Origin of the sequence: Streptomyces sp. NPDC050625 (assembly GCF_040654755.1) — a bacterium.
Lineage (GTDB): Bacteria > Actinomycetota > Actinomycetes > Streptomycetales > Streptomycetaceae > Streptomyces.
In genome coordinates this window covers 752,217-778,721 of the sequence record NZ_JBFAIQ010000001.1, presented here as the reverse complement: position 1 = coordinate 778,721, position 26,505 = coordinate 752,217, and the positions used below count along the sequence as shown (strand labels likewise).

Below are 26,505 nucleotides of genomic sequence, written 5' to 3'. Positions count from 1 at the left end.
TGGTGCCTCCTACGGCTTGGGGGCTACTCGGGGGTTTCTTCGAGCGCGTGGGCGACGAGGGCCAGGAGGGTCTCGATCACCGAGATCCGGTGGCGCGCATCCATGATCATTACAGGGATGTGCGCGGGGATCGTCAACGCCTCGCGAACGTCCTCCGGTTCGAACAGCTCGCTGCCGTCGAAGTGGTTGACCGCGACGATGTACGGCAGCCCGCAGCTCTCGAAGTAGTCCAGCGCGGGGAAGCAGTCCTTGAGGCGGCGGGTGTCGGCCAGGACCACGGCGCCGATCGCGCCGCGCACCAGGTCGTCCCACATGAACCAGAACCGCTGCTGACCCGGCGTGCCGAACAGGTAGAGCACCAGGTCGTCGTCGAGAGTGATGCGGCCGAAGTCCATGGCCACGGTGGTGGTGAGCTTGTCGGGCGTGGCGGTGAGGTCGTCGGTGGCCTCGCTCGCCTCGGTCATCAGCGCCTCGGTCTGCAGCGGCGTGATCTCCGAGACGGCGGTGACCAGCGTCGTCTTGCCGGCACCGAAGCCACCCGCCACGACTATCTTCGTGGCTATCGGGGCTCGGGTGCGGTCCGTCTGCCAGGACCTCAGATCCTCGTCGGGTTCGTCGGGACCGACGAGGGGAGCAACGCCATGAGCGGCGTCAGAGACGACGGAGTCCACTCAGCACCCTTTCCAGCAGAGCGCGGTCCGGGCGGCCCACCCCGTGGCCGGTGCCGGTTCCGTACACACGGATCTTTCCCTGGTCCGCGAGATCGCTCAGGAGGACGCGGACCACGCCGAGCGGCATCTGCAGCAGCGCGGCGATCTCGGCCACCGTACGCATACGGCGGCACAGTTCGACGATGGCCCGCATCTCCGGCATGACCCGGGTGCCCAGCGAACCGTTCGTCAGTTCCTTGCGCCCCTCGGGGGCCTCCAGTGCCGCCGTGCTGGCCACGAACGTCTCCACGAGGAGGACGTGGCCGAAGCGGGTGCGGCCGCCGGTGAGCGAGTAGGGGCGGACCCGGGCGGGCTTGCGGTCGCCGCCGCGCACCGGGAGCTGCCTCTTCTTCGAGGAGTCGCTCATCGGGCGCTCCCCGGCGCCTCGGTCTCCAGCGATTTTCGGAGCTCGCTGCGGAGTTCGGGCGTCAGGACGTGGCCGGCCCGCCCGACGAAGAGCGCCATGTGGTACGCCACGACGCTCATGTCGCAGTCCGCGGAGCCGTGCACGCCGAGCAGCGAGCCGTCGCTGATGGACATCACGAAGAGGCTGCCCTCGTCCATCGCGACCATCGTGTGCTTGACCCCGCCGAACTGCATCAGCCGGGCGGCGCCGACGGTGAGGCTGCCGATGCCGGAGACGATGGTGGCGAGGTCGGCGGAGGAGCCGCGGGGGCCGGTCGGCCTCTCGGTGCGGGCCTCTCTGGCCTGGGCGTTGCGGCCGGGGTCCGAGGAGAGCAGGAGCAGGCCGTCGGAGGAGACCACGGCGACCGACTGGATGCCCGGCACCTCCTCGACCAGGTTCGTCAGCAGCCAGTGCAGGTTGCGGGCCTCACTGCTCAGTCCGAAGGTACTGGGCGCGGTCAACTGCTTGCCTCCTCGACTGTGCCCCCCGTGACATCTCCGGCGTGTGCTGGTGCTGCGTCCGGCCGCTCGTTCTGGGCCGTCTCTTCGGCGATCTCCGCCTCCACGTCCCTGCGGCCCGCTTCCGCCCCCCGACGGAAGCCGCCGAGACGCCGCCGGAGGGCTTCGGCGTCGACGGAGCCGGTCCGCTGGCGCGGGGCGCGGTCCGGGGAGGTGATCTTCGGGGTCCGCTTGGGGAGGCCCTTGCTGGTGACCTCGTCCTCGGCATCCGCCGCTTCCGCGACTTCCGCCGCTGGTGCAGGCACGACGGCCTCGTCGGGAGTCCGCTCGTGCGCGTCCGGCCCGATGGCGTACGGGTCGGCGACGGGCACCGGGGCCAGCAACTCCATCGTGGTCTCGGCAGGAGCCTCGACCGGGACCTCGACGGAAGGCCCGGCCGGGGTCTCGACGGAAGGCCGGGTCGGGGCCTCGGCGGGAGTGCGCGCGGGGGCCTCGGCGAAAGGCCGCGCGGGGGCCTCGGCGGAGGGCCCAGCCGGGATCTCAGCGGCAGGCAAGGACGGGGCCTCGGCGGAAGGCCCGGGCGAAGTCTCGGCGGCAGGCCGGAACGGGGCCTGGGCGAAAGCACCAGTCGGAGTCTCGGCAGAAGCCCGGGCCGCAGCCTCGGCGGCCCTGGACGGAACCTCGGCAGAAGCCTGAGCCGGAACCTCTGAGAAAGCACCCTCCGACGTCTGGGCAGAAGCCCCGGCCGCGGCCTCGGCGAAAGCACCGGCCGCAGTCTCATCAGAAACCCCGGCCGGGATCTCAGCGGCAGGCCGGGACGAGGCCTCGGCGAAAGCACCGCTCGAAGTCTCGGCAGAAGCCCCGAACGCAGTCTCGGCGGCAGCCCTGGACGGAGCTTCGGCGAAAGCACCGCTCGAAGTCTCGGCAGAAGCCTGAGCCGGAACCTCGGCGAAAGAACCGGCCGAAGTCTCAGCAGAAACCCCGGCCGCTGCCTCAGCCGCAGGCCGGGACGGAGCCTCGGCGAAAGCGCCGGCAGCAGTCTGGGCCGGAGACTCGGCGAAAGCACCGGACGGAGTCCCGGCCGGGGTCGGCTTCCCGTTGGGGGTTTCTCGTGTGGCCTGTTCTGCCAGGGCCACCAGTGGATCGGTGTCCTTGGCGCGGCCGTGCAGGACGTTGGAGTTGGCCTCGGCGTCGGCGCCGGGCAGGGAGAAGGTGTGGGTGCCGCCGGGCACGGTCGCGGTCGGCGGGACCGCCGTGGCCGGGGCCTGGGCCAGCAGTGCGCCGGGGAGGACCACGACCGCCGCGATGCCGCCCTGCTTCTGCTCGCGCAGCTGGACGCGGGCGCCGTGGCGGTGGGCGAGGCGGGCGACGACGTACAGGCCGAGGCCCAGGCCTTCGTCGCCCTCCTGCTCGTACGGGGAGTCCGGGTCGAAGTCGGCGAGCCTGGAGTTGAAGTGGGCCAGGCGCTCGCCGGTCATGCCGATGCCCTCGTCCTGCACGGAGAGCATGACCTCGCCGCTCTCCAGCAGCCAGCCGGAGACCTCGACGTGCGCGTCGGGCGGGGAGAACGAGGTGGCGTTCTCCATCAGCTCGGCCAGCAGGTGGGAGAGGTCGTCGGCGGCGAAGCCCACGACGTGCGCGTGCGGCGGGAGGGCCGCGATACGGACCCGCTCGTAGCGCTCGATCTCGCTGACCGCGGCCCGTACGACGTCCACCAGCGGGACCGGCCCATGGTGCTGCTGGACGTGCTCCGTACCGGCGAGGACGAGGAGGTTCTCGCTGTGCCGGCGCATGACCGTGGCGAAGTGGTCGAGCTTGAAGAGCGTGGAGAGGCGCTCGGGGTCCTGCTCGCGCTCCTCCAGGCCCTCGATGACGGCCAGCTGTCGCTCGACGAGGCCGAGGGTGCGCAGGGCCAGATTGACGAAGGTGCCGCCGATGCTGGCCCGCAGCCGCTCCAGCTGGGCCGCCGCGTCGGCGACCTCGGTGCGCAGCTCCTCGCGGGCGTCGGCCATCTTCTGGCGCTGGCCGACCAGGTGCTTGCGGTCGGACTCCAGCGTGGCGATGCGCTCGTGGAGGGCGGCGGCGTGCGCGTGCAGGGCGTTGACGGAGCGGACGACCTGGGCGAACTCGTCGTTGCGGCCGGTGAACTTGACGGGTTCCTCGGCGGCCGGGTTCTCCGACTCGGCCAGCCGGGCCGAGCCCCGGCGCAGCACCGACAGCGGGCGGGTCAGGGTGCGCGCCATGGCGGTCGCGACACCGACGGCGACCAGCATCAGGGCGCCGAGGACGGCGATGCGGATCTCCCACGCGGTGACGTCGTCGTCGCGCAGCTGGGCGAGGTCCTTGGTGCGGTGGTCGTAGAGGGCGGCCTCGGCACCGCGCATCTGGTCGACGCGGGCGGACAGCGCCGCGTCCAGCTTCTTGGCGCTGATGCCGAGGTCACCGTCGGAGAGCGTCGGCCCGTCGGTGAGCTGGGCGAGGTACTTCTCGGCGGAGTTCACCTCGGGGCCGGTGACCGTCGAGTCGTACGAGTCGACCGCGGACTTGGGCGCGGTGTCACGGAAGTCGGCGAGGGCGGCGTCGGAGCGCAGCCGGGCCTGCTGGGCGGCGGCGCTGAGCGCGTCGCGCTGCTTCTTGTCGGCCGCGGAGGTGGTGGAGGTCGTGCTGGGCAGGCCCGTGAGGGGGTCGATGACCGTCTGGGTGGTGCTCGGCACGTTGAGGGCCGCGAGGAGCAGGCCGCGGGCGGCGGCGGACTGCTGGACGGCGGAGTCCAGCTCGGCGAGCGCGTGGGCGCCGGCGCCGGCCCGTGGGGGCATCTGCTCGGCCAGGTCCTCGGCGAGCCGGTGCAGCTCGCCGATCGCGGCCGAGTAGGCCTGGTGCGCCTCCAGCGCCGTGCTCTTGCCGGTGAGCGCGGCCCTGCGCACGGCCGCGATGCCGTCCAGGTCCGAGCGCAGCCAGGCGGGCGTGTCGGTGTCGGCGCGCAGATCGTCCACCTGCCGGTCGACACGGGCGCTGCGCTGCTCGGAGGGCGCCTTGGACTTGGGGCGGCCGGCCGCGACGTAGGAGGTGACCTCGTCGCGCTCGTCGGCGAGCGAGTGGGCGAGGGCGAGCGCGTCCTGGGTGCGCCCGGCGAGGGTCACCAGTTCCTGGGAGTCACTCAGTTGCCCGGAGGCGGCGAGCACGGACGGGGCTCCGGCCCCGGCGATGGCGGCGGCCACCACGGCCACCGCGACGATCAGCCGGTTGCGTACGTGGGTCGGGCGGCCGGTGCCGACGGGAGTGCGCTCGGCGCCCCCTTCGGAGGCCGTCTGCCTGGCTGTGCCCCGAGACCGCTTCTTCTGCACCGATGCTCGCATTCCTGAACTCGTCTACCCATGGGCCCGGGTGGCACCCCGTCGTTCCGGTGCCGAGCAATGCGTTCACCCTCCCCCACGCTCGGCTTCGGCTCACGCGCGGGACGCCCCCATCGGTCCCCGACCCTCCCAGCGCCGGTGGGCAGTGGTCGTACATCACCTGACCGGCCACCCGAAGGAGTGAACATCGGAGGGGAGTTGGCGGGCAAGTTGCCGCGGCCGGCGCGGGGGTGATTACCGGCGGGCCGGTTGGACGCGGGACGCAGGCTTTGACAGGATTCGCCGACACGCCTTCGCGGAGTGCGTCATTCCCTCCCAAACCAGGCGCCTGACCTGCGCCGCGGTGACAATTCCGGGACCGTTGCCAGCCTTTGGCGAACACTGTGAAGGCCTCGTGCAGACTGGCCGAATGCGTACTGAAGTCGTATCGGAGCCCGGCAGCGCGGACCGCCCCAACGAGGACTTCGCCGGTGTCGGACTACCGGCCTCGGGGCAGGGGGGCTGCGTGATCGTCCTGGACGGGGTGACCCCGCCGGACAGCGGTACGGGCTGTCTCCATTCGGTCTCCTGGTTCACCGCGCGACTCGGCGGAGCCCTGACCGAACTGACCGTTTCCGACCGAGATCTGACGCTGCCGGAGATTCTTTCCGCGGCGATCGCCCGCACCGCGGAAACCCACGCGACCACCTGTGACCTTTCTCACCCACGTACGCCCCAGGCCACGGTCGTCCTGGCCCGCTGGTCCACCGACACGGTCGAGTACCTGGTCCTGTCCGACTCCGCCCTCCTCCTGGAGTCCCCCGACGGCACGGTCACCCCCGTCCTGGACGACCGCCTCTCCCGGCTGCCCCGCGCGTCCCTGGTGAGCGACGCCGTCGCCGACGCCACGGTCCGCAACAGGGAGGGCGGCTTCTTCACGGCCGCCGCCGACCCCTCGGTCGCCTCCCGGGCGGTCACGGGCACGCTCCCGCGCGACGGGGTCCGCGCCCTGGCCGCCCTCACCGACGGGGCGACCCGCTGGGTGGAGAAGTTCCGTGAGGGCGACTGGCGGGACTGCTTCACCGTCGTACGGAAGGAGGGCGCGCGGGCGCTGGTGGAGCGCGTACGGGCGCTGGAGGCGGCGGACCGGGAGGAGCGGGCGTTCCTGCGGCGGAGCAAGACGCACGACGACGCGACGGTGGTGTACGTGGAGCTTGCCTGTCCGGCTACTTGTCCATGACGCCGTTCAACTCGTGCAGCAGCCGCGCCAGTTCCGCGACCTCCTGCCGGTCCCAGTGGGCGAGCTGGCTGACGTAGCGGGCGCGGCGGGCCTCACGGACCTTGCCGACGCGGCGGCGGCCCTCGGCGGTGAGGGCCACCAGCCAGGCACGCCCGTCCGCGGGGTCCGGCTCGCGGGCGACCAGGCCGAGTTCCTCCAGGGCACGCAGCTGGCGGGACATGGTGGCCTTGCCGACGCCGATGTAGGCGGCGAGTTCCGTGGCGCGATGGCCGCCGTGCTCGTCGAGGCGGACCAGGAGGCCGTACGCGGCGGACTCCAGGTCGGGGTGGACCTCGCGGGCCATCTCGCCCTGACTCGCGCGGGCACGCCGCAGCAGCACCGTCAACTCGCGTTCCAGCGCCAGGAATTCCTGGTCTGCACCACTCGGTGTCAGCTGGCCGGCGACGTGACGTCCGTCGCCGTTTCCGTCCTCGTGCACGTCAGCACCCCTGATCGGTTTCGCGGTCCTGAAAGTTTCTGCCAAACGCCGCCGTTGCCGCAGCTCCGTCAGTATTTCGCAGGCGTAGACCAACGGCAGCCTCCGGACCCCCTTTCCACCTGCCCGTCTACGTGCGTAGTTTCCTTGACAGGCAACTCATGGCATGCCCACGCCAGTGGGTCATCCGCGGTCCCCCACCCCCTCTTCGGGGTCCCCCCACCCCATCTTCGGGGTCCCCCACCCCCTCCTCGGAGGCACGTCATGCCCGTGCACAGACCCGGTTCCATCCGCCCGCGCCCGCTCACGGCCGTCGTGGCCGTGCTCCTGGCGGCGCTCTCCCTCACCCTCCCGCTGTCCACCGCCGACGCCGCGACCACCCCCACCCGCGGCTCGGCGTACATGGGCATGGGCGTCCCGGCCCACGACGGCAGGGACGGCACGCCCAGCACCGGTGACGCCACCCAGACCGAGGGCGTCGACGTCTCCGGCCACCAGGGCAACGTCGCCTGGTCCACGCTGTGGAACAGCGGGGTCCGATGGGCCTACACGAAGGCGACGGAAGGCACGTACTACACGAACCCGTACTTCGCCCAGCAGTACAACGGCTCCTACAACGTCGGCATGATCCGCGGGGCGTACCACTTCGCCACCCCGGACACGACCAGCGGCGCGACCCAGGCCAACTACTTCGTCAGCCACGGCGGCGGCTGGTCCAGGGACGGCAGGACCCTGCCCGGCGTCCTGGACATCGAGTGGAATCCGTACGGCGCCGCCTGCTACGGGAAGTCGGCCGCCGGGATGGTGAGCTGGATCGCCGACTTCCTGAACACGTACAAGGCGCGCACGGGCCGGGACGCCGTGATCTACACGGCCACCAGCTGGTGGACCCAGTGCACCGGCAACTACGGCGGTTTCGCGGCGTACAACCCGCTGTGGATCGCCCGGTACGCCTCGGACCCCGGGACGCTGCCCGCCGGATGGTCGTACTACACGATGTGGCAGTACACCTCCTCCGGACCGACGGTCGGGGACCACGACAAGTTCAACGGGGCCCTGGACCGGGTGGTGGCGCTCGCCAACGGCTGATCGCGCACACCGGAGCACCGGGTCGGCGCGAGGACGCCGGCCCGGTGCTCCCCTGTTGTGTACGCCGCTCAGCCGACCAGGCCGGTCGGGTCCCGGGGCGCGTCGCCGGCCGGGGCCGTCCGCTGCTGCGGGAACACCAGGTCCGCGGCTTCCGCCGGGCGGTCCGCCGCCCGCTCCACCGCGGCCCGGTCGGCCAGGGCGTTGACGGCCGCGTTGAACCGCTCCAGGGAGGTCGGGTGGTCCGGACCCAGGACGTACTCCTTGAGGGTGCGGCGCTCCGCGGCCATCGGGTCGTAGCGCGGCTCACGGACCGAGCGCAGGATCTCCGGCAGCCGCTCACAGGCGCGGTCGAGCAGCTGGGCGCCCCCGGCGGTGGTGTACGCGGCGCGGAACTCCTCGTCGGGCAGGTCGTGGGCGTTGGTCAGGACGTACGGCTTGAGACTGGCGACGAAGTCGGCGACCACGGAGGAGACGTCGCTGATGAGGACGTCCGCCTGGTTGAAGCACTCGTAGAGCGTCGGCAGCTGCTTGAGGACGACGTGGTGCCGGACCGGGCCCCGGCTCTCCCAGTACAGGCGGTGCCACTCGGCGTGCAGTTCCCGCCACTCGGCGGCGCCGTCCTGGTCGGGGACCCGCGCGTCACGGATCTGCTCGGCGTCGTCACCGTCGTGATGTCCGGCCAGTTCGTCGAGCCGGGCCCTGATCTCCCGCAGCCGGGGCGCGGCGGCGGTGGCGGCCGCCGCGGCCGACGCGGCCTCGCGCCGCTCGTTGTCGGCCCGCAGCAGCTCCCGGACGGCCCGGTCGGCCTCGGCCGCCTCGGGCGAGCGCTTGCCGGTGAGCGGGTGCGGCTTGTAGACGACGCGCACGTTCTCCGTGAGAAGGCGCTCGACCAGGGTCACGCCCATCGGTATCAGCGAGGTGTGGCAGTCGTCGTCGCTCCAGCCCTCCCAGGTCGGGGCGTAGAGCACGGTCGGCAGCGGGCCCGGCGTGTGGTCGGCGTGCAGCCGGATCGGGGCCAGCTGGGGCCGGCCCACCTCGACGATGGCCGAGTCGCTGATGGCGTGCCGCACCCGCTGGTAGCGGTCGCGGCCCGCCCGTCCGGCCACCCAGATCTCGTCGTACACCTTGCTGACCCGGTTGCTGCTGGCGAGCTTGTCGCTGTCGCCGTGGCCGATGAACACGTGCTTGGCCTCGGCGATGCGCAGCATGTGCACGTTCTTGCCGGCGTTTCCGGGATAGAGCACGACTCGGACGCCGGACAGTTCCAGTTCGGCCAGGTCGTCGGCCTTGGGCACGCAGACCACCGGGATCCAGGTGCGGCTCAGATGGCGGAACGAGGCCCGCTCGCGCAGCACGATCACCGGGCGCAGGTCGAGCTGCTCCAGCGTCTCGATCCACATGTTGACCTGGTACATGAAGTCCCGGGACACGGAGGCGAAGCTGAAGTACAGGGCGACTTCGGGCCCGTACGCCGCCAGCTGCCGGTTGACCTCGGCGAACACCTCGTCCGGGGCCGGCATCCGGCGGACCCGGCGGTACTGCCCCAGCAGGGCCGTCACGGCCGCCACGGACAGCCCGGTCGTCAGCGCGAAGCCGACGCCCGCCGGGTACCAGACCCCCGCCGCCAGCGCGGTGAGCAGTCCCGCGTGGGCCGGCACGTCGAGGTGGAGCAGCTTGCGCAGGAAGCGCCGGTAGAGGACGGCGGGCGGGCGCCGCGGGACGTCCAGTGCGCTCAGGTCGAGGTTGCGCACCACCAGCGGCAGCACCCGTCGCAGCCGGATGGCGTGGTGGGCGGCCGAGTACAGCATCACCAGCGCGAAGTGCACGCTGAAGACGGCCAGCGCGGCGACCAGCACCCGGTCCGGCGCGTCCGTCCGGCTGGCCAGCGCGAGCAGCATCACCGTGCGGACCGCGAACCGCAGGGTGCGGTTGAGCTGCAGTGTCGCGAGCCTGCGGACGAAGCCGGGCGCACGCGTGTGCAGTACCTCGTCCACGACATAGGTCACGGCCGACGCCACGGCGAACCCCGCGACCGACGGCAGCAACGCGAAGACGGGCAGCGCGGCGAAGCCGGCCCCGAGCAGGAGCACGAGGAGCAGGTCGGTCGTCCCGCGTACCCGCAGGGCACCGCACAACCGACGGATGATCACGGACAAGACGTTCCCCCCACGGGATTGCACACGGTCTGCCAAAAGCCGTTGTTCGCCAGTTCGACAGAGAAGGGGGGTCAAGAGTTGTACATCTGTCGCACGGAAATATTTCACTTTGCGTTGGTGCGGGGTTGACCTCGCCATGGGGCACCGAAAAGGCCCGGGCCTCCCTCACGGGACCCGGGCCTTTCCTTCATCCGATGACGTCCGTCACGCCGCCACCGGAACCTCCGGCGCCGCGCCGTTCGTGGCCGGCGACAGGGCCAGTTCCAGGACCTGCCGGACGTCCGTGACGGCGTGGACGTCGAGCTTGTCCAGCACCTCGGACGGGACGTCGTCCAGGTCGGGCTCGTTGCGCTTGGGGATGATCACGGTCGTGACCCCGGCCCGGTGCGCGGCCAGCAGCTTCTGCTTCACGCCGCCGATCGGGAGGACCCGGCCGGTGAGCGAGACCTCGCCGGTCATCGCCACGTCCGTACGCACCAGGCGTCCGGAAAGCAGCGAGGCCAGGGCCGTGGTCATCGTGATGCCGGCGCTCGGGCCGTCCTTGGGGACCGCGCCCGCCGGGAAGTGGATGTGCACGCCCCGGTCCTTGAGATCGGCCACCGGCAGCTCCAGCTCGGCACCGTGGCTGCGCAGGAAGCTCAGCGCGATCTGCGCCGACTCCTTCATCACGTCGCCCAGCTGGCCCGTCAGCGTCAGACCCGCCGCGCCCGTCTCCGGGTCGGCGAGGGACGCCTCCACGAAGAGGACATCTCCACCGGCGCCGGTCACCGCGAGGCCCGTCGCCACGCCGGGGACCGCGGTGCGGCGCTCCGCCGGGTCCTGGGCGGACTCGGGTACGTGGTGCGGCCGGCCGACCAGGGCCCGCAGGTCCTCGTCCCTGATCGTGAACGGCAGCTCGCGCTCGCCCAGTTCGTGCTGGGCCGCGACCTTGCGCAGCAGCCGGGCGATGGACCGCTCCAGGTTGCGGACGCCCGCCTCCCGCGTGTACTCGCCGGCCAGCTTGCGCAGCGCGCTCTCGTCGAGGGTCACCTCGTCCTTGCCGATGCCCGCCCGCTCCAGCTGGCGCGGGAGCAGGTGGTCACGGGCGATGACGACCTTCTCGTCCTCGGTGTAGCCGTCCAGGCGGACCAGCTCCATACGGTCGAGCAGGGCCTCCGGGATGGCCTCCAGGACGTTGGCGGTGGCGAGGAAGACGACGTCCGACAGGTCCAGCTCCACCTCCAGGTAGTGATCCCGGAAGGTGTGGTTCTGGGCCGGGTCGAGGACCTCCAGCAGGGCGGCGGCCGGGTCGCCCCGGAAGTCGGACCCCACCTTGTCGATCTCGTCGAGCAGGACCACCGGGTTCATCGACCCGGCCTCCTTGATCGCGCGCACGATCCGGCCGGGCAGCGCCCCGACGTACGTACGGCGGTGGCCGCGGATCTCGGCCTCGTCGCGGACGCCGCCGAGGGCGACGCGGACGAACTTGCGGCCCATGGCGTGTGCGACGCTCTCGCCGAGGCTCGTCTTGCCGACGCCGGGCGGGCCGACGAGGGCCAGGACGGCGCCTCCGCGCCGGCCGCCGATCACGCCGAGACCGCGGTCGGTACGGCGCTTGCGCACCGCCAGGTACTCGGTGATCCGCTCCTTCACGTCCTCCAGGCCCGCGTGCTCGGCGTCGAGGACGGCCTTGGCGCCCTGGATGTCGTACACATCCTGGGTCCGCTCGTTCCACGGGAGTTCGAGGACGGTGTCGAGCCAGGTGCGGATCCACGACCCCTCGGGCGACTGGTCGCTGGACCGCTCCAGCTTGTCGACCTCCTTGAGCGCGGCCTCACGGACCTTCTCGGGCAGGTCGGCGGCCTCGACGCGGGCGCGGTAGTCGTCGGACTCCTCGGCGGAATCCTTGCCGTTCTCCCCGTTCAGCTCGCGCAGCTCCTTGCGGACCGCTTCCAGCTGACGGCGGAGCAGGAACTCGCGCTGCTGCTTGTCGACGCCCTCCTGGACGTCCTTGGCGATGGTCTCGGCGACGTCCTGCTCGGCGAGGTGGTCGCGCAGCTGCTGGGCGGCGAGCTTGAGGCGGGCCACCGGGTCGGCCGTCTCCAGCAGTTCGACCTTCTGTTCGGTGGTCAGGAACGGCGAGTAGCCGGAGTTGTCGGCGAGCGCGGAGACGTCGTCGATGGCCTGGACCCGGTCGACGACCTGCCAGGCGCCGCGCTTGCGCAGCCAGGCGGTGGCCAGTGCCTTGTACTCCTTGACCAGTTCGGCGACGTGGCCCGGCAGCGGCTCGGGCACCTTCTCGTCGATGCGCGTGCCCTCGACCCAGAGCGCGGCGCCCGGTCCGGTGGTCCCGGCGCCGATCCGCACCCGGCCGCGGCCGCGGATCAGCGCGCCCGGGTCACCGTCCGCCAGCCGGCCGACCTGCTCGACGGTGCCGAGCACACCCGTGCTCGGGTACGTCCCGTCGATGCGCGGCACCAGGAGAACCTTCGGCTTTCCGGGTTCCGACCGGGCGGCGGCCTGGGCGGCCTCCACCGCGGCGCGTACGTCGGCGTCGTTCAGGTCCAGCGGAACCACCATCCCGGGCAGCACGACCTCGTCGTCGAGCGGCAGCACAGGCAGAGTGAGCGGTGTGAACGCCGTGGACTCAGCAGCCATGATCTCCCCTTCGGCAGTCAAGTTGAGCTATGCCGACTCAATGCACGGGAGCCCTCGGATGTTCCCCCGACCGCGTTCGCTCTGAGCGATCACCACATCACCCTGCACTACCAGCGGAAACGGGGTGAGGCGCGGGGTTATGCCCCGGGAAGGACCGACCGCAAAGCCCGGGCCCGGTGCCAGCGGCGCAGTGCGGGCCACATGGCGATCCCTATCGTCAGCGAGATCAGATGGCCCCAGTCGGTCATCGGATCCGTGTACGCGACGAGGTCCTGCAGCAGCATGCCGCCGAACAGCGCGACGACGGGCCAGCGCAGCCAGGGGGTGAGCAGTCCGGCCAGGGCGCCCGTGCTGGCGGCGACGCCGAAGCTGATGCCGTAGTCCAGGCGGTGCAGGGAGCTGCCGGGCAGGTGTCCCGCCACGACCGCGATCCCGACGGGGACCTCGGTCGCCAGGGTGGCGAGCACATGCCCGAGCAGGAAGACGGTGGCCGCGCGCAGTCCTCCTATGCGCCGCTCCAGCGCGGTCAGGACGACCAGGAAGCACATGGCGTACGGCGACACGACCCCGCCGGCGATCCACAGCGCGCTCGCCAGCAGCACCTGCACGGGGGTGCGCACCAGGTGGGCGACATCGGTGCTGGAGGCCTGGTAGAGGCTGTGCACCAGCCCGGGGGCGGCGTCGGCGGCGATCAGCGAGGTGACCGCGAGCAGGGCCGCGTAGGCGAAGGTGAACGGCGTTCCCGTGGGGGTGGGCAGCAGCCGCCAGGGGTGGAGGGCGCGAAGCCGCCGGGCGAGGAGGCGGTGCGGGGCGGGGAAGGGCTGCGCGACGGTTGCCGGCGCAGTGGTCCGGGACCGAAAGGGCGCGGCTGCCGGGGTGGCCGCCGCGAGGGCGACCGGTGGGGTGTCGAGTGCGGCACCGTCCGCCGTGGCACCGCGCTGGCGCGGCATCCCGTCCAGCAGGTCGGCCAGCCCGGTGGGCGACAGCGCGCTGTCGTCGGAAAGCTCGGAAAGAGGCGTGCCCGGGGGCGGGGGCGAGGCCGTCGTGCCGGCCGTCGCGGGCGGTTCCACGGTGAGGCGCTCCTTCCGTCCCGCCCCACACTTCGCGCCGCACGGGCCCCTGTCTATGACCGACGCCACGCGAGACCCCGATTCACAGGATTTTCTGAGGAACCGATCGACTCACGCTGGGGCTTCGACAGATTCGACAGAACGGGAAGCGCTCGAACGAGTGATGTGCGCCGACCTGCCCACCATCCGTAATTCCCGTGGCCGTAAAGCCGTGTTCGTGCAGGATGGGCGTATGGCCGCCACGTACGAATCTCCCGTAGTCCTGGACCGACACGAGGGCCCGCACGGGGAGGTGGTGCTGCGCAGACACGGTGAGTCACTACAGATCATCGCCAACGGCTGCTTCCTCATGGACACCTCCGACGGGCGCTCGGAGCGGCTGCTGGTCGACGCCGCGTACGACGCCCTGGGCGGACGGCCGGAGCCGGACGTGCTGATCGGCGGCCTGGGCGTCGGATTCTCGCTCGCACATGCCGCTGCCGACCCCCGCTGGGGACGGATCACCGTGGTCGAGCGCGAACCCGCCGTGATCGGCTGGCACCGCGCGGGCCCGCTGTCCGGGCTGTCCGTCGCCGCGCTCGACGACCCGCGCACCGAGATCGTCGAAGCCGACCTGTTGATGCACGTCAATGAGACTTCCGCCACGTACGACGCCCTGTGCCTGGACATCGACAACGGCCCCGGCTGGACCGTGACCGAGGACAACGACGGCCTCTACTCACCGGCCGGACTGGCAAGCTGCGCAAGGGTGTTGGCCCCCGGAGGGGTATTGGCCGTATGGTCGGCGCAGCCCTCTCCGGATTTCGAGGGAACCTTGCGGAATGCCGGGTTCCAACAGGTGCGTACCGAAGAGATCCCGGTTGCCCGGGGCGTTCCGGACGCTGTGCACCTCGCCGTACGCCCTGGATAGCGACGGTGCCTCCGGTCCCCGTAATGTGCTTCCCTGACGCGGATCATTCAAGCGTCAATCGCAAACCATGCGCAGACCGAGGAACCACCCCACTGGTTCCGGAAAGCACACTCAGGGGCGGGCGATGGAGCAGACACACACCTCGCACAGCGGTACGGCGGCGGCTACTCCGGGCGCGCAGCGCCGGGTGCTGGTGATCGAGGACGACCCGACGATCGTGGACGCCATCGCGGCCCGGCTCCGCGCAGAGGGATTCCTGGTGCAAACCGCGGCCGACGGTCCTTCCGCGGTCGACACCGCCGAGGCCTGGCAGCCCGACCTGCTGATCCTCGACATCATGCTGCCCGGCTTCGACGGCCTGGAGGTCTGCCGCCGTGTGCAGGCCCAGCGCCCGGTGCCGGTGCTGATGCTCACCGCGCGCGACGACGAGACCGACATGCTGGTCGGGCTCGGCGTCGGCGCCGACGACTACATGACCAAGCCGTTCTCGATGCGGGAGCTGGCCGCGCGGGTGCACGTCCTGCTGCGCCGCGTGGAGCGGGCCGCCATCGCCGCGGCCACACCGCGCTCCGGCATCCTGCGCCTCGGCGAGCTGGAGATCGACCACGCGCAGCGCCGGGTGCGGGTGCGCAGCGAGGACGTCCACCTCACGCCCACCGAGTTCGACCTGCTGGTGTGCCTGGCGAACACCCCGCGCGCGGTGCTCTCCCGTGAGCAGCTGCTGGCCGAGGTGTGGGACTGGGCGGACGCCTCCGGCACCCGGACCGTCGACAGCCACATCAAGGCGCTGCGCCGGAAGATCGGCGCCGAGCGGATCCGCACGGTGCACGGCGTGGGCTACGCGTTGGAGACCCCGACGCCATGAGCGCCGGGCCGGCCGCACGGAGAAGCCCCGGGGAGGAGCCCTGGGGCGGCGTACGTCCGTTCTCGATCAAGACCAAGCTGGGCGCGCTCGTCGTCATCTCGGTGCTGATCACCACGGGTCTGTCGATGATCGCGGTGCACACCAAGACGGAGCTTCGCTTCATCACGGTCTTCTCGATGATCGCCACACTGTTGATAACGCAGTTCGTGGCGCATTCGCTCACCTCGCCGCTGGACGAGATGAACGCGGTGGCCCGGTCGATCTCGCAGGGCGACTACACGCGCCGGGTGCGGGAGAACCGCCGGGACGAGCTGGGCGACCTGGCCGGGACGATCAATGTCATGGCCGACGAGCTGGAGGCCCAGGACCGCCAGCGCAAGGAGCTGGTGGCGAACGTCTCGCACGAGCTGCGCACGCCCATCGCCGCCCTGCGGGCCGTCCTGGAGAACGTCGTGGACGGCATCGCCGAGCCGGACACCGAGACGATGCGTACGGCGCTCAAGCAGACCGAGCGGCTCGGGCGGCTGGTGGAGACGCTGCTGGACCTGTCCCGGCTGGACAACGGCGTCGTACCGCTGCGCAAGCGGCGTTTCGAGGTGTGGCCGTACCTCTCCGGCGTGCTCAAGGAGGCCAACATGGTCGCCTCCGCGCGCGGGGGCATGGCGTCGGGCTCCGGGAACCACACGCGGACGGACGTCCATCTGCACCTGGACGTCTCCCCGCCGGAGCTGACCGCGCAGGCGGACCCGGAGCGGATCCACCAGGTGGTGGCCAATCTGATCGACAACGCGGTCAAGCACAGCCCGCCGCACGGCCGGGTCACGGTGAAGGCGCGGCGCGGGCCGCAGCCGGAGTCGCTGGAGCTGGAGGTCCTGGACGAGGGCCCCGGCATCCCGAAGTCGGAGTGGCACAAGGTCTTCGAACGCTTCAACCGGGGAGCCGTCAGCCGCCCGCACGGTCCGGGCAGCGACGGCGGTACGGGTCTGGGGCTGGCGATCGCCCGCTGGGCGGTGGATCTGCACGGCGGCCGGATCGGAGTGGCCGAATCCGAGCGGGGCTGCCGGATTCTCGTCACCCTTCCGGGAGAGCGATCCCTGTCGAGTTGACGTAAGGTTCGAACCGGAGTCACAAGATCCACGAGCGTCCCCACTGACGGACACGTGTGATCAGGGACGGCCCGCGCCCGTGAGGCGCCGAGGCCGCGGCCGATGCATCCCTGCCACAGGCAAACCACGCTTGTTTCCCGCCATATCAGCCGCCGAAACGCGCTTTCCGATGTGACTTACACGACGATGAACGGGCCCGACCTGACCTTCACCCTCAGGGAGGCGTAGCCTTTATTTCCGCTGTCCATCACCTTGTGAAGCGGAAGAGGGCGGTTGCCGCCGTGTCGCCACAGTCCCCCAGTAACTCGAGCATCTCGACCGAAGACCAAGCCGGGAAGAACCCCGCCGCTGCGTTCGGTCCCAACGAGTGGCTCGTCGACGAGATCTATCAGCAGTACCTCCAGGACCCGAATTCGGTAGACCGAGCCTGGTGGGACTTCTTCGCCGACTACAAGCCGGGCGTCGCTGGCGCCCAGGCTCCGTCGGGTGCTGCGGCCGCGGGGGCCGCAGGAACCACCACGACGGCCGCTCCGGCCCGGCCCGCGGCTCCGGTGGCCCCCGCCGCGCCCGCCGCCCCGGCGCCCGCGGCCCCCAAGCCGGCCGCCGCCGCCCCGGCGCCCGCCGCTCCGGCCGCGCCCAAGCCCGCCGCCGCGGCCCCGGCCGCGAGGCCCGCCGCGAAGGCCGCGCCCGCCACCGAGGCGCCCGAGGGTCCCGAGTTCGTGACGCTGCGCGGCCCCTCCGCCGCGGTCGCCAAGAACATGAACGCCTCGCTGGAGCTGCCGACGGCCACCTCGGTCCGCGCGGTCCCGGTGAAGCTGCTGTTCGACAACCGCATCGTCATCAACAACCACCTGAAGCGCGCGCGCGGCGGGAAGATCTCCTTCACGCACCTCATCGGCTTCGCGATGGTCCAGGCCATCAAGGCCATGCCGTCGATGAACCACTCGTTCGGCGAGAAGGACGGCAAGCCGACCCTCGTCAAGCCGGCGCACGTCAACCTCGGCCTGGCCATCGACCTGGTGAAGCCCAACGGCGACCGCCAGCTCGTCGTGGCCGCCATCAAGAAGGCCGAGACCCTGAACTTCTTCGAGTTCTGGCAGGCCTACGAGGACATCGTCCGCCGCGCCCGCGACGGCAAGCTGACGATGGACGACTTCACCGGCGTCACGGTCTCCCTGACCAACCCCGGCGGCCTCGGCACCGTCCACTCCGTCCCGCGGCTGATGCCCGGCCAGTCCGTGATCATGGGCGTCGGCTCCATGGACTACCCGGCGGAGTTCCAGGGCACCAGCCAGGACACCCTGAACAAGCTCGGCATCTCGAAGGTCATGACGCTCACGTCGACCTACGACCACCGGGTGATCCAGGGCGCCGCCTCCGGCGAGTTCCTGCGCCAGGTCGCCAACCTGCTGCTCGGCGAGAACGGCTTCTACGACGCCATCTTCGAGTCGCTGCGCATCCCCTACGAGCCGGTCCGCTGGCTCAAGGACATCGACGCCTCGCACGACGACGACGTCACCAAGGCCGCGCGCGTCTTCGAGCTGATCCACTCCTACCGGGTCCGCGGCCACGTCATGGCCGACACCGACCCGCTGGAGTACCGCCAGCGCAAGCACCCCGACCTGGACATCGTCGAGCACGGCCTCACCCTGTGGGACCTGGAGCGCGAGTTCGCCGTCGGCGGCTTCGCCGGCAAGTCGATGATGAAGCTGCGCGACATCCTCGGCGTGCTGCGCGACTCGTACTGCCGCACCACCGGCATCGAGTTCATGCACATCCAGGACCCCAAGCAGCGCAAGTGGATCCAGGACCGCGTCGAGCGCCCGCACTCCAAGCCGGAGCGCGAGGAGCAGCTGCGCATCCTGCGCCGGCTGAACGCGGCGGAAGCCTTCGAGACCTTCCTGCAGACCAAGTACGTCGGCCAGAAGCGCTTCTCCCTGGAGGGCGGCGAGTCCGTCATCCCGCTGCTGGACGCGGTGCTGGACTCGGCCGCCGAGTCCCGCCTGGACGAGGTCGTCATCGGCATGGCCCACCGCGGCCGGCTGAACGTGCTGGCCAACATCGTCGGCAAGTCGTACGCCCAGATCTTCCGCGAGTTCGAGGGCAACCTCGACCCGAAGTCGATGCACGGCTCCGGCGACGTGAAGTACCACCTGGGCGCCCAGGGCACCTTCACGGGCCTGGACGGCGAGCAGATCACGGTCTCGCTGGCGGCCAACCCGTCCCACCTGGAGACCGTCGACCCGGTCATCGAGGGCATCGCCCGCGCCAAGCAGGACATCATCAACAAGGGCGGCACGGACTTCACGGTCCTGCCGGTGGCGATCCACGGCGACGCGGCCTTCGCGGGCCAGGGCGTGGTGGCCGAGACCCTGAACATGTCGCAGCTGCGCGGCTACCGCACGGGCGGCACGGTCCACGTCGTCATCAACAACCAGGTCGGCTTCACCGCGGCCCCCGAGTCCTCGCGCTCCTCGATGTACGCGACGGACGTGGCCCGCATGATCGAGGCCCCGATCTTCCACGTGAACGGCGACGACCCGGAGGCCGTGGTCCGCGTGGCCCGGCTGGCCTTCGAGTTCCGCCAGGCGTTCAACAAGGACGTGGTGATCGACCTCATCTGCTACCGCCGCCGCGGTCACAACGAGTCGGACAACCCGGCCTTCACCCAGCCGCTGATGTACGACCTGATCGACAAGAAGCGCTCGGTGCGCAAGCTCTACACCGAGTCCCTGATCGGTCGCGGCGACATCACCCTGGAAGAGGCCGAGCAGGCGCTGCAGGACTACCAGGGCCAGCTGGAGAAGGTCTTCACGGAGGTCCGTGAGGCAACCTCCCAGCCCATCTCCGCGGAGGCGCAGGCGCCGCAGGACGGCTTCCCGATCGCGGTGCCGACGGCGATCTCCTCCGAGGTCGTCAAGCGCATCGCCGAGTCCCAGGTCAACATCCCCGACCACTTCACCGTCCACCCGCGGCTGCTGCCGCAGCTCCAGCGCCGGACGGCGATGGTCGAGGACGGCACGATCGACTGGGGCATGGGCGAGACGCTCGCGATCGGCTCGCTGCTCCTGGAGGGCACGCCGGTCCGGCTGTCCGGCCAGGACTCCCAGCGCGGCACCTTCGGCCAGCGCCACGCGGTGCTGATCGACCGCGAGACGGGTGCGGACTACACCCCGCTGCTCTACCTGTCCGAGGACCAGGCCCGGTACAACGTCTACAACTCGCTGCTGTCCGAGTACGCGGTCATGGGCTTCGAGTACGGCTACTCGCTGGCCCGCCCCGACGCGCTCGTGATGTGGGAGGCGCAGTTCGGCGACTTCGTCAACGGCGCCCAGACGGTCGTCGACGAGTACATCTCGGCGGCGGAGCAGAAGTGGGGCCAGACGTCCGGCGTCACCCTGCTCCTCCCGCACGGCTACGAGGGCCAGGGCCCGGACCACTCCTCGGCCCGTGTCGAGCGCTTCCTCCAGCTGTGCGCCCAGAACAACATGACGGTCGCGATGCCCACGCTCCCGTCGAACTACTTCCACCTCCTGCGCTGGCAGGTGCACAACCCGCACCACAAGCCGCTCATCGTCTTCACCCCGAAGTCGATGCTGCGTCTGAAGGCGGCGGCGTCGAAGGCGGAGGAGTTCACGAGCGGCGAGTTCCGCCCGGTCATCGGCGACGCGTCGATCACCGACCCGGCGGCCGTGAAGAAGGTCGTCTTCTGCGCGGGCAAGGTCTACTACGACCTGGAGGCCGAGCGGCAGAAGCGCGGTGTCACGGACACGGCGATCATCCGAATCGAGCGCCTGTACCCGCTGCCGGGTGCGGAGATCCAGGCGGAGGTCAACAAGTACCCGAACGCCGAGAAGTACCTGTGGACCCAGGAGGAGCCGGCGAACCAGGGTGCCTGGCCGTTCATCGCGCTCAACCTGATCGACCACCTGGACCTGGCGGTCGGCCCGGACGTCCCGCACAGCGAGCGGCTGCGCCGTATCTCGCGTCCGCACGGCTCGTCCCCGGCGGTGGGTTCCGCGAAGCGGCACCAGGCCGAGCAGGAGCAGCTGGTCCGTGAGGTGTTCGAGGCGTAGGTCTCGCGGCACGACAGCGCAAGGGCCCGGCCCCGGAGAGAACTCCGGGGCCGGGCCCTTCGGTCATGTCCTGGGTGCCGGGCCGCTCACGACACCTGGGGCTCGAAGTCCCAGTAGGGCCGGTTGCGGGCGCGTGCCGACAGGGTGTGCACATGCTGGGGCCCGAGCGTGGCGGCGAGGTCGGACAGCGCCTCCTGCTCCGTCTTCTCGGCCTCCCGGCGGTTGCCGAGCCCGCGCAGATCGGCGGCGTGGGCGATACGGGCCGTCAGGGTCAGCGGATGGGTGCGGCCGAGGGTCTCGGTGGCGCGCAGGGCGGCGGACCTGCTGAGTCCGGCCGCGGACTCCGTGTCCCCGACCAGGTTGCGCAGGGCGGAGGCGTTGACGGCGCAGCCCACGGTCCAGGGGTGGTTCTCCCCCACGGCCGCCGTCATGTCGGCCATCGACTGCTCGATCAGGGCGTGGGCCTGGTCGCGTTCGCCGACGCTGCGCAGGATGAGCGCGTGGTTGGTGCGGGCTCCGGCGAGGAACGGATGTCCTTCGGCGTGCATGGCCTCGTAGCGCGCGATGACGTACTCGCTGGTCTCCCGTGCCTGGTCGATGTCGCCGTGCTCGCGGGCGAAGCAGCTGTGGCTGACGGCCGCGGCCAGCGTCTGCGGGTCCTTCTCGCCGAGCTTGCGCTCGTAGCGCTCCAGTACGCGGGTGAACATCGGACCCGCCTTGCCGCGGTCGCCGATGCGGTAGAGGCACAGGGCGAGGTTGTGCTCGGCCAGCAGGGTCTGCGGGTTCTCGGCGCCCATCACGAGGCGGTACTCGCGCACGTTCTTCGCCTGGACGGACTCGGCCTCGGTGTAGCGGCCCAGCAGCCGCAGATTGGTCGCGTAGTGGATCTCGGAGAAGAGCGTCCACGGGTGACGGTTCTTCAGCAGCAGCCGGCGTGCCTCCATGGTCCGCCGGTCGATCTCCAGGCTCTCCCCGTAGCGGCCGAGCAGCCTGAGCGCGAAGCCCAGGTTGTTCAGGGCGTTGAGGGTCCGCGAGTCCTGTTCGCCGAGCAGGTCGCGGTAGGCCGGGTAGAGCCACTCGTACAGTTCCCGTGCCTCGTCGTAGCGCCCGAGGCCCCACAGGTCGGCGCCCAGGCCGTTGGCCGCGCGCAGATGGTCCAGGTCCTGCTCGCCGCGCTCCATCCGGAGGTGGTCGACGGCGACGCGCTCGATGGCCTCGGTACGCGCGTACTCGCCGGCCGCGCGGAGGAGGTTGGCGTAGTGGTAGGTCAGCTCCCAGATCCGCGGATGGGTGTCGCCGAGCAGTGACTTCCACGCGTTCATGGCGCGCTCGCCGAGCTTCATTCCGGACTGGTACTCGCCCGTGAAGTACATGTAGCGCAGACAGTTGAGGACCAGGTTCTGCACGGTCCGGTCCTTGCTGTTCAGCACGTCCGCGTGCTTGAGGTGCGGCACGATCTCCGCGTACTCGTCCCACAGGCGGGTGTCCGTGGCCCGGCCGGGGTCGGCGGCGGCCAGGGCTCTGCGGACCACGTCGATGAACTCGCGCCGGTCCTCGTCGGGCATGTCCTTGTGCACGATCTGGTGCACCATGCGGTGCAGATACAGCGACTCGCCGGAGGAGACCGACTCGTCGCCGGCCGACTCGTGCGACTCCAGGCGTACGACGGAGTACTGGCGGAGCTGGTTGATCGCCTTGTTCCACAGCAGGGGGTCGTTGAGCAACCCGGCGATCTGTTCGGGCAGTTCCTCGTGCGGCATCTCCCGCAGCAGCCGTACGGGGATGAAACCGGGCGCGAAGAAGGTGCACAGGCGCAGCAGGTCGACGGATTCCGGGACGGTCTCGCGGAGTTTGTTCAGCAGTATCGACCAGGCTGTCTGGAAGGCGACGGGGAAGTCCGCGGAGACCTTCACCACGTCCCCGTCGATGCCGCCCTCCAGGAGCGCGATGTAGTCCTCCACCGACAGGTCGGAGTCGTTGAGCCAGCCGGCGGTCTGGTCGAGCAGCAGCGGCAGGTCCTCCAGCGCCTCGGCCAGCTGGTCGGCGTCCTCCTCGCTCAGCCGGGGCGCGCGGCGGCGGACGAAGGCCACCGATTCGTCGCGGGCGTAGACGGGCACCTCCAGCAGTTTGCTGTTGTGCTCGCTCCACTCGGGGTTGCGCGAGGTGATCAGGACATGGCCCGGCCCGGTGGGGACGAGGTCCCAGATCTGGTCGGGTTCGTCGGCGCCGTCCAGGATCAGCAGCCAGCGGGAGTAGGGGTCGCCGCGGCGCAGCGAGTCGCGTACGGCACGCAGCCGCTCGCCGTACTCGGCGCCGGTGGACAGGCCGAGCTTCGGGGCGAGTTCGGCCATCAGCCGGCGGTAGGTCACCCGGCCCTCGGCGTTGACCCACCACACCACGTCGTACTCGGAGCCGAAGCGGTAGACGTACTCGGCGGCGAGCTGTGTCTTGCCGACCCCGGACATGCCGTGCAGGGTGAGGACGCCGGCGCCCGGCTCGGAGCCCTGCAGCAGGTGGTAGGCGTCGTTCAGGAACGGCTCGCGTCCGGTGAAGCGGGTGTTGCGCCGCGGTACGCCGCCCCACACCTCGGGCATGGAGGCCGGGAAGCGCGGTCCGCGCCGCTCGCCCTCGGCCGGCTCCACCGTCGGTTCTGTCGGCAGGCCGAGCCGCTCGATCAGGCGCCGCTCGGCCTCGTCGGCGCCCATGTTGGTCAGCTGCGCCGGGGCGAGCACGGTGGTGGCGGTGGGTACGGACGCGGTGGTGATCGAGACGGCGGCGAACCGGGACGGGTCGGGGGCCACGACCTCGCGCAGCGCCGCGTTCCACTCCTCGTGGGTGCGCGGGCCGAGTTGGAAGAACCACTCGCTGACGAGGATGAGGATCCGGCCCTCGGCGAGTTTCAGGTCCCGCAGCAGGTCCACCAGCGGGACCTCGGCCGGGGAGTCCCAGCGCATGTACACGACCCGCAGGCCACGCCGCTCCAGCCGGTCCGCGATCCAGGCCGCCCAGGCCCGGTTGAATCCCGCGAAGCTGATCGTGACGGTAGGCTTCGCGGTCCCTTTGTCGGCTGCCCCGACCGGCCTACGAACTCCAGACATGCAGCGGCCTCCCCGCACGTAATGTTAGAACCTCGGCGCGGCACCGCGATAGGCGCTGACAGGTATCCGTCGTACTCGCGCGCTTCGGTCACATCTCTTCCCGCAAGCGCAACGATCTTCACTCGAACTGGCAACATATTTCACCCAGTTGGCGGAGTTCGACGAGCCGAGAACAAGCCACGCGCCGCTGCCACATAGGCCTGTGCCCGTACGGCGTGGCCACGGGGCGCGGGATGCTCGTCGAGCCGTTCGTACACGGCCACCATCTGGTCGACGAACCGGCGTCCCGGCACGGTCAGGTCCGGCGATCCGACGAGCGCGGGCAGCGCCGCGCCGACCTGTTCGCGGCAGCGGGCGTGTTCGGCCCAGGCCGCCTCCCGGTCGGCGGGCCGCGTGAGGGTGAGCGCGCGCTGCTGGAAGAAGTCGGCCAGCGCGAGGTGCGAGTAAGTGCCCTGCAGCAGACCGTCGTAGGGGCGTGGATCGGTGCGCCAGGGGGCGAAGTACCGTTTTCGCCCATCGGCCCGGTGGAGGGTGACCGCCTCGCTGAGGGCGACGAGTTTGGTGTGCTGAAGCTCGTGCACCAGGGTCGCGGCCAGGACCGTGGGGGCGTGCGGGGCGCTGCTGAGCACGGCGCCGAAGGCCTCGCGCCGGGTGCCGCTGCAGGTGCCCGTGCAGTCGCCCGGCTCCGAGCCGGGCGGCGCGGCGAGCGGCACGAGGCAGCGCAGCAGGCGGACGGCCTCCAGGAGTCGCTGCTCACCGCCCAGCCGGAGTTCCACCGCGGTCCCCGACCAGGAGTGCAGCCAGCGCTTGCGCTCCGCGTCGTCGAGGCTCGCCGGACCGCTCAGCCCGAGGTGGTGGACGCCGTCCTGCACCCATCGGTACGGGTCGAGGTCGTCCAGCGGGGTGGGCGGGGCGCCGGTCGTGAGGCCGGGCAGGGCGTACGCGGGCGTCCAGGAGGCGGCACCGGACCAGGCTCCCGTGCCGCGCTCCACATGGACGACGACATCGGCCGCGCCCCGCCGCCGCATGGTCAACCGTCCGCCCCTGTGGACGACTTCGACCGAGGTGTCCCCTGTCTCCGCCGTGCGCAGTGCCCCGAGGGAGGGCAGTACGAGCAGTCCGTCCCGGGCGGTGAGCCGTACGGCGAACGAAAGCCCGGCGCGGGCCGCCGCGGCGGCGGCCAGTGCGCTGAAGTGATCGAGGTCGCGCCGGAATTCGCGGGCCCGCTGCGGCGCGCCCGGCCGCGCGGGGTCCGTGCCGAGGCCGCGCAGACACCGCTGGGCCCATGCTCCGACCAGCGGGGCGAGGAGGCGGACCCGGGCGGGTGAACCCGTCGGGCCTTTCGTGACCGACGTGTCTCCCGCCGGCTCGTCCGCGGCAGCGGTCGCGTCCGCCGCCTCCAGCAGCGCCCAGTCCTCAAGGAGCCGCCGCCCGGCGTCGGCCGGGCACAGCGCCGGGTCGGCTCCCGCCACGGCGTCGAGCACCGCGCGCAGCAGGAGCAGCCGGCGGGTGTCCTGGTCGCGGGCCAGGAACGCGAGGGCCTCGGGGCCGCCTCCGGTACGGCCGAGTTCGAGGAGGATCCGGTCCGGGACCTCCGGAAGTATCACGGAACGCCCCCTTCCCGAGAGTCGGCGGACGGGGCGGCCCGCACCGTGTCCGCACGGAGTCGGCCCGCCACGTGGCGGATGAGGCGCTGCAGGTCGGCGCAGTACACGGAGGGGTTGGTGAAGCCGTGCCCGGCGCGGTAGCGGTGGGCGTACTGGCCGCCGCCGCAGACGTTCAGGAGCGGGCAGGCCCGGCAGGTCGCGGCCAGCGACGCGGCGCCCGCCTGCCGGGCCGCCACCGCGGGGTGGCGCAGTGCGTCGTCGAAGGTGTGCCGGTGGATGTCGAGGCCGGTCCGTGCTGCCCCGTCGTACGCGGACTTCAGCGAGTCGACCTGTTCGATCGACCCGTCGGTCTCCACCACCACGGCGTCGAAGGGGGTGAGGCCGAGCGACTCCGTGGCCGCGGGCAGGCCCAGCAGCAGCGCGAGACACTCCTCGAAGAGCCGTACCCGGGTCTCCCTGCGCCCCGCCTGCCACCAGCGGTCGAAGACGGCGCACAGCCAGTCGCCGTACACGGTGCCCGAGTCGTCCCAGTGCGGCGGCGGGGTCGACCAGTTCCCGTGCGGCAGCAGCAGGTCGAGAGCGGGCGGGCTCAGGGCGACCAGGGACTCGTACATCTCCACCGGGTCCAGGGTGGGATCGACGACCGCGAGGATTCCGGCGTACGACTCCGGGAAGCGGGCGGCGACGAGCCGGGCGCCGCGCGAGGCATCGGGCCACGACGGCCGTCCGGACGGGCGGACCCGGAGCGCGTTGTGGGCGGGCAGGCCTCCGTCGAGGCTGATGCCGACGCGGATGCGGTGGCGGGCCAGGGACGCGAGGCGCTGCTCCGTCAGCAGGGTGGCGTTGGTCTGGACGGTGGCATGGACCGTGCAGCCGGTCGGCACCCGGTCGCGTACCAGACCGGTGAACCGGGCGAGCGTGGCCACACCGGCCAGCAGCGGCTCTCCGCCATGCAGGACCAGGGAGAGATCGGTCAGTACGTGGGCGCGGGCGTGTTCGGCGATGCGGGAGGCGGTGCGGTCCAGCACGCCGGGGGGCGCCGCGGCGGGACGGTCGCGCCAGGTCCGGTCGGGGCCCTCGTAGAGGTAGCAGTAGCGGCAGGCGAGGTTGCAGCGGCCGTGGACCTTCACGACGAACTGACGGAAGGGGATGCGGCGTGCCGCTGCCGGATCGGGTGCGCCCTCTCCAGACACTCCAGCACCCCCATGCCGTACGTCCGCGCCGCGAGCCCCCGCTCGTACGGAACCGCCTTCCCTGGCCGGTGATCCCG

17 protein-coding genes are annotated in these 26,505 nt (G+C 71.3%); 6 read left to right on the top strand and 11 right to left on the bottom strand.

Features of this window, described 5'->3' with window-relative positions:
- Positions 1-23: 23 nt before the first annotated feature.
- Genes AB0I54_RS03600 through AB0I54_RS03585 form a run of 4 tightly spaced genes read right to left on the bottom strand, consistent with a single transcriptional unit; the run spans position 24 to position 4,918 of the window.
- Positions 24-671, bottom strand: coding sequence for an ATP/GTP-binding protein (locus tag AB0I54_RS03600; protein ID WP_363294192.1), 648 nt, complete (start codon positions 669-671; stop codon positions 24-26).
- The gene (locus tag AB0I54_RS03595) at positions 652-1,077 is read right to left on the bottom strand and encodes a DUF742 domain-containing protein (protein WP_363294191.1); all 426 of its coding nucleotides are present in this window, start codon (positions 1,075-1,077) and stop codon (positions 652-654) included. The genes AB0I54_RS03600 and AB0I54_RS03595 overlap by 20 nt, the downstream gene beginning before the upstream one ends.
- Complete coding sequence (locus tag AB0I54_RS03590; RefSeq protein WP_363294190.1) at positions 1,074-1,577, bottom strand: roadblock/LC7 domain-containing protein; 504 nt, start codon at positions 1,575-1,577, stop codon at positions 1,074-1,076. Before AB0I54_RS03590 ends, AB0I54_RS03595 begins: the two co-directional genes overlap by 4 nt.
- Positions 1,574-4,918 carry a nitrate- and nitrite sensing domain-containing protein gene (locus tag AB0I54_RS03585; RefSeq protein ID WP_363294189.1) on the bottom strand — a complete coding sequence of 1,115 codons (3,345 nt, stop codon included), beginning with the start codon at positions 4,916-4,918 and terminating at the stop codon, positions 1,574-1,576. The genes AB0I54_RS03590 and AB0I54_RS03585 overlap by 4 nt, the downstream gene beginning before the upstream one ends.
- A 418-nt stretch (positions 4,919-5,336) precedes the next feature.
- On the opposite strand from AB0I54_RS03585, the gene AB0I54_RS03580 reads away from it, so the two are divergent.
- Positions 5,337-6,146, top strand: a complete 810-nt coding sequence (locus AB0I54_RS03580; protein WP_363294188.1) for a protein phosphatase 2C domain-containing protein — start codon at positions 5,337-5,339, stop codon at positions 6,144-6,146.
- Here the strand turns inward: AB0I54_RS03580 and AB0I54_RS03575 are convergent.
- The gene (locus AB0I54_RS03575) at positions 6,133-6,624 is read right to left on the bottom strand and encodes a MarR family transcriptional regulator (RefSeq protein WP_363294187.1); all 492 of its coding nucleotides are present in this window, start codon (positions 6,622-6,624) and stop codon (positions 6,133-6,135) included. The two genes, AB0I54_RS03580 and AB0I54_RS03575, sit on opposite strands and share 14 nt — an antisense overlap.
- Before the next feature lie 261 nt (positions 6,625-6,885).
- Here AB0I54_RS03575 and AB0I54_RS03570 point away from each other — a divergent pair, with 261 nt between their 5' ends.
- A complete protein-coding gene (locus AB0I54_RS03570; RefSeq protein ID WP_363294186.1) occupies positions 6,886-7,710 on the top strand; it encodes a lysozyme in 825 nt (274 codons plus the stop codon).
- Positions 7,711-7,778: 68 nt separating this feature from the next.
- Here AB0I54_RS03570 and AB0I54_RS03565 read toward each other — a convergent pair whose 3' ends face one another.
- The 3 genes from AB0I54_RS03565 to AB0I54_RS03555 all read right to left on the bottom strand — a co-directional run bounded on the left by AB0I54_RS03565 (position 7,779) and on the right by AB0I54_RS03555 (position 13,573).
- Positions 7,779-9,860, bottom strand: a complete 2,082-nt coding sequence (locus tag AB0I54_RS03565; RefSeq protein ID WP_363294185.1) for a hypothetical protein — start codon at positions 9,858-9,860, stop codon at positions 7,779-7,781.
- A 210-nt stretch (positions 9,861-10,070) separates the two neighbouring features.
- The gene (gene lon / locus AB0I54_RS03560) at positions 10,071-12,503 is read right to left on the bottom strand and encodes an endopeptidase La (protein WP_363294184.1); all 2,433 of its coding nucleotides are present in this window, start codon (positions 12,501-12,503) and stop codon (positions 10,071-10,073) included.
- 137 nt (positions 12,504-12,640) lie between these two features.
- Positions 12,641-13,573, bottom strand: coding sequence for a rhomboid-like protein (locus AB0I54_RS03555; RefSeq protein WP_363294183.1), 933 nt, complete (start codon positions 13,571-13,573; stop codon positions 12,641-12,643).
- Between the two features lie 232 nt (positions 13,574-13,805).
- Here AB0I54_RS03555 and AB0I54_RS03550 point away from each other — a divergent pair, with 232 nt between their 5' ends.
- From AB0I54_RS03550 to AB0I54_RS03535, 4 genes are all read left to right on the top strand, one after another.
- Entirely contained in the window at positions 13,806-14,483 is a 678-nt protein-coding gene (locus tag AB0I54_RS03550; RefSeq protein WP_363294182.1) for a spermidine synthase, read from the top strand.
- Positions 14,484-14,607: 124 nt separating this feature from the next.
- Positions 14,608-15,348: a response regulator transcription factor gene (locus tag AB0I54_RS03545; RefSeq protein ID WP_263212538.1), complete on the top strand. Its 741-nt coding sequence runs from the start codon at positions 14,608-14,610 to the stop codon at positions 15,346-15,348.
- Positions 15,345-16,454: an ATP-binding protein gene (locus AB0I54_RS03540; RefSeq protein WP_363294181.1), complete on the top strand. Its 1,110-nt coding sequence runs from the start codon at positions 15,345-15,347 to the stop codon at positions 16,452-16,454. Before AB0I54_RS03545 ends, AB0I54_RS03540 begins: the two co-directional genes overlap by 4 nt.
- 281 nt (positions 16,455-16,735) lie before the next feature.
- A complete protein-coding gene (locus AB0I54_RS03535; protein WP_363294180.1) occupies positions 16,736-20,530 on the top strand; it encodes a multifunctional oxoglutarate decarboxylase/oxoglutarate dehydrogenase thiamine pyrophosphate-binding subunit/dihydrolipoyllysine-residue succinyltransferase subunit in 3,795 nt (1,264 codons plus the stop codon).
- An 86-nt stretch (positions 20,531-20,616) separates the two neighbouring features.
- Here AB0I54_RS03535 and fxsT read toward each other — a convergent pair whose 3' ends face one another.
- The 3 genes from fxsT to AB0I54_RS03520 all read right to left on the bottom strand — a co-directional run bounded on the left by fxsT (position 20,617) and on the right by AB0I54_RS03520 (position 26,428).
- Positions 20,617-23,628, bottom strand: a complete 3,012-nt coding sequence (gene fxsT, locus AB0I54_RS03530) for an FxSxx-COOH system tetratricopeptide repeat protein (protein ID WP_363294179.1) — start codon at positions 23,626-23,628, stop codon at positions 20,617-20,619.
- 140 nt (positions 23,629-23,768) lie between these two features.
- Positions 23,769-25,232 carry an HEXXH motif-containing putative peptide modification protein gene (locus AB0I54_RS03525; RefSeq protein ID WP_363294367.1) on the bottom strand — a complete coding sequence of 488 codons (1,464 nt, stop codon included), beginning with the start codon at positions 25,230-25,232 and terminating at the stop codon, positions 23,769-23,771.
- A complete protein-coding gene (locus AB0I54_RS03520; RefSeq protein WP_363294178.1) occupies positions 25,232-26,428 on the bottom strand; it encodes an FxsB family cyclophane-forming radical SAM/SPASM peptide maturase in 1,197 nt (398 codons plus the stop codon). Before AB0I54_RS03520 ends, AB0I54_RS03525 begins: the two co-directional genes overlap by 1 nt.
- Positions 26,429-26,505: the final 77 nt, after the last annotated feature.